Origin of the sequence: Pseudomonas sp. EGD-AK9, from assembly GCF_000465935.2 — a bacterium.
Lineage (GTDB): Bacteria > Pseudomonadota > Gammaproteobacteria > Pseudomonadales > Pseudomonadaceae > Aquipseudomonas.
The window spans coordinates 1-3,087 of sequence record NZ_AVOF01000362.1 but is presented as its reverse complement, the minus strand read 5'-3'; the positions used below and the strand labels follow the sequence as shown (position 1 = coordinate 3,087).

At 67.1% G+C, this 3,087-nt stretch carries 4 protein-coding genes; all 4 read right to left on the bottom strand.

The features are described 5' to 3' along the window. The coding region (gene tsaB, locus N878_RS16325; protein ID WP_021444678.1) for a tRNA (adenosine(37)-N6)-threonylcarbamoyltransferase complex dimerization subunit type 1 TsaB at positions 1–253 on the bottom strand (253 nt) is incomplete at its 3' end. A 107-nt stretch (positions 254–360) separates the two neighbouring features. Continuing rightward, positions 361–1,146, bottom strand: a complete 786-nt coding sequence (locus tag N878_RS16320) for a 5'-nucleotidase, lipoprotein e(P4) family (protein ID WP_021444677.1) — start codon at positions 1,144–1,146, stop codon at positions 361–363. Between the two features lie 197 nt (positions 1,147–1,343). Continuing rightward, positions 1,344–1,991, bottom strand: coding sequence for an adenylate kinase (gene adk, locus N878_RS16315; RefSeq protein WP_021444676.1), 648 nt, complete (start codon positions 1,989–1,991; stop codon positions 1,344–1,346). A 222-nt stretch (positions 1,992–2,213) separates the two neighbouring features. Further along, a partial coding sequence (locus tag N878_RS16310; RefSeq protein ID WP_031303293.1) for a phosphoenolpyruvate carboxylase occupies positions 2,214–3,087 on the bottom strand: 874 nt, incomplete at its 5' end.

Below are 3,087 nucleotides of genomic sequence, written 5' to 3'. Positions count from 1 at the left end.
CGAAGGCCAGGCCCTGGACCACGCCGATGGCGATGCGCACCCCGGTGAAGGCGCCCGGGCCGCGGCCGAAGGCGATGGCATCCAGCTGCGCGGCGGCGATGCCGGCCTCGCCCAGCAGTTGTTGGATCATCGGCAGCAGGCGTTGGGCGTGCAGGCGCGGCGCCACCTCGTAGTGGCTGAGCACGCGGCCATCGTGCAGCAGGGCAACGGAACAGGCTTCGGTGGCGGTATCCAGGGCCAGGATCGTGGTCATCGGGTTCGCATGGCTGAAGAAAAAGAGCCGGCATTAGACCGGCTCGAGGCTTTTTTTTCCAGCACCAGGATGGTCACAGGCCGCTAGCGTGCGACCGGCGGACGCCCTTACCAGGGCTCGACCACCGGCTCGGCTTCCCAGGCCTGCAGCGGCGCCTTGGACCAGGTGCCGTAGGTTGCGTTGGGGAACACGACCCACTCGCTGCCCCATTTGCCCGCCTCGCTGGCCACGGTAGTGCGCTGCTGGTCCAGCGGCGTCTTGCGAAAACGCGCGTCGAAATCGTGCAGGGTATCGCCGAGCAGCAGCACGATCTGGTGCTCGGCGCTGACGATGGCGCGCCGCTCGACCTTGGGTGGGCCGAGCAACAGCACGCTCTCCTCCGAGACCTGGGGCAGGCCGAGTTTGCTCAGGGTGGCCAGGGTGTGCTGCTTCTGCTCGTCGGCGCGGTCGGAGATATAGCGGATGGTCACGCCGAGATGGTCGGCGTGCTGCAGGAACTGCTTGGCACCGGGTATCAACGCGGGCGTGCCGTCGCGCTCCCAGGGCAGCCAGGTGTCCCAGGCGTCGTATTGGTGACAATTGGCCAGGTCGCGCGCCAGCAGCGCGCTGTTGTCGATCACGGTTTCGTCCAGGTCGGTGACGATGGCCAGCTTGGACGGGTCTTTCGCCGCCGCCACGGCCGCGTCCAGCTTCTGCGTGGCGATATTGTAGGCCTGCAGCTGCAGCGCCTGGATTTCCGCCGACTGCTGCTGGAAACGCAGGCCCATGGCGAACTCGGCAACCGCGCACTCCTGCTTGGCTTGTGCCTTGCTGTCGGCGAACGCCGCGCAACTGCCCAGCAGCGTTATGGCCAGGCCCAGCCAGATGACACCCTTTCCTGTTTTCTCGGTCATTGCACGCCCTCTCTTCCTTAGTGGTTCACGGATCGACATGCCCATGGCAAGCGCCGGGCAGCCGGAGACTAGCGTCGCCGATGGTAGAAAGGCTGACGAGCACAGCCATGCCCGAGAGCGACCCGGACTTATCCATGCACCACAAACGACAAAAGCCCCTTGCGGGGCCTTTGTCCATGGGCAACTGGCGGGAAAACTCAGGCCAGCGCGGCCAGGGTCTTGGCGGTGATTTCCTCGACGCTGCCGACGCCCGGGATGTGGCTGTACTTCGGCGTGCCGGTGGCGGCGGACAGCTGCTGGTAGAAGTCCACCAGCGGCTTGGTCTGCGAGTGGTACACGGACAGGCGATGACGCACGGTCTCTTCCTTGTCGTCTTCGCGCTGCACCAGGTCTTCGCCGCTGACGTCGTCCTTGCCGGCAACCTTCGGCGGGTTGTATTCGGTGTGGTAGACGCGGCCCGAGGCCGGGTGCACGCGGCGGCCGGACAGACGCTTGACGATTTCCTCATCGTCGACGGCGATCTCGACCACGTTGTCGATGGTCACACCGGCTTCCTTCATGGCCTCGGCCTGCGGGATGGTGCGCGGGAAGCCGTCGAACAGGAAGCCCTTGGCACAATCGGGCTGGGCGATGCGCTCCTTGACCAGGTTGATGATCAGGTCGTCGGAGACCAGGCCGCCCGCGTCCATCACGCTCTTGGCCTTCAGGCCGAGCTCGGTGCCCGCCTTGACCGCCGCGCGCAGCATGTCGCCGGTGGAGATTTGCGGAATACCGAATTTCTCGGTGATGTAGCGAGCCTGGGTACCTTTGCCGGCACCGGGCGCCCCCAGCAGAATCACGCGCATCGATGTGCTCCTCAAGATTTATGTAGAAATCGGTCGGACCGCCTCAAAGGGCCAGTCTCTTGGATGTTGTGCGGCAGCTGTGGCAGCCAAAAGGTTGATCAAGATACACAGCGCCCCCCAGGCACACAAGCCGCCGAAAGTCGGATAAAAACCCTCCTGCCGACGGCTCGGACGCCGCTGCGGACGCGCCTTGCCCGGGTGCGCGCGGAGCCGCGCGGCGGCTCAACCGGTATTGCGCAAACCGGCGGCGATACCCGCCACGCTGACCAGCAGCGCCTGCTCCAGAGGGCTCTCCGGCGCCTGTTCACGCAGCCGGCAGCGCGCCAGCAGCTCGGCCTGCAACAGGTGCAGGGGATCGAGGTAGGTGTTGCGCACGCTGATCGATTCCAGGGTCTCGGCGCTGTGCGCGAGCAGCCGCGACTGCCCGGTCAGCTCCAGCACCGCGGCGCAGGCCTGCGACAATAGGTCGCGTAACTGCGCCCCCAGCGGACGCAGCGCCGGCTCGACCAGACGCTCGTCGTACAGCGCGGCGATGCTGGCGTCGGCCTTGGCCAGCACCATCTCGAGCATGTCGATGCGGGTGCGGAAGAACGGCCAGTGCTCGCGCATGCCTTTCAGCAGCTCGCCGTCGCCGCCGGCCAGGGCCTGACCCAAGGCCTGCTCCCAGCCGAGCCAGGCCGGCAGCATCAGCCGCGTCTGGGTCCAGGCGAAGATCCACGGAATCGCCCGCAGGCTCTCCACCCCGCCCTCGCGGCGCTTGGCCGGACGGCTGCCCAGCGGCAGGCGCCCCAGCTCCTGCTCCGGGGTGGCCTGGCGGAAATACTCGACGAACTGCGGGTGCTCGCGCACCACGCCGCGGTAGGCACTCACGCCGGCGGCGGCCAGGCGATCCATCATCGCCCGCCAGCTCGGTTCGGGGGCAGGTGGCGGCAGCAGGGTGGCCTCCAGCACGGCGGCCAGGTAGAGGTTGAGGTTCTGTTCGGCGATATCCGGCAGGCCGAACTTGAAACGAATCATTTCGCCCTGCTCGGTGGTGCGGAAGCGTCCGGCCACCGAGCCCGGCGGCTGCGACAGGATCGCCGCGTGAGCCGGACCG

Bases quoted from the DNA above. Each gene is read 5' to 3' on its own strand.
- N878_RS16320 (WP_021444677.1), bottom strand. From the start codon at position 1,146: ATGACCGAGAAAACAGGAAAGGGTGTCATCTGGCTGGGCCTGGCCATA.
- adk (WP_021444676.1), bottom strand. From the start codon at position 1,991: ATGCGCGTGATTCTGCTGGGGGCGCCCGGTGCCGGCAAAGGTACCCAG.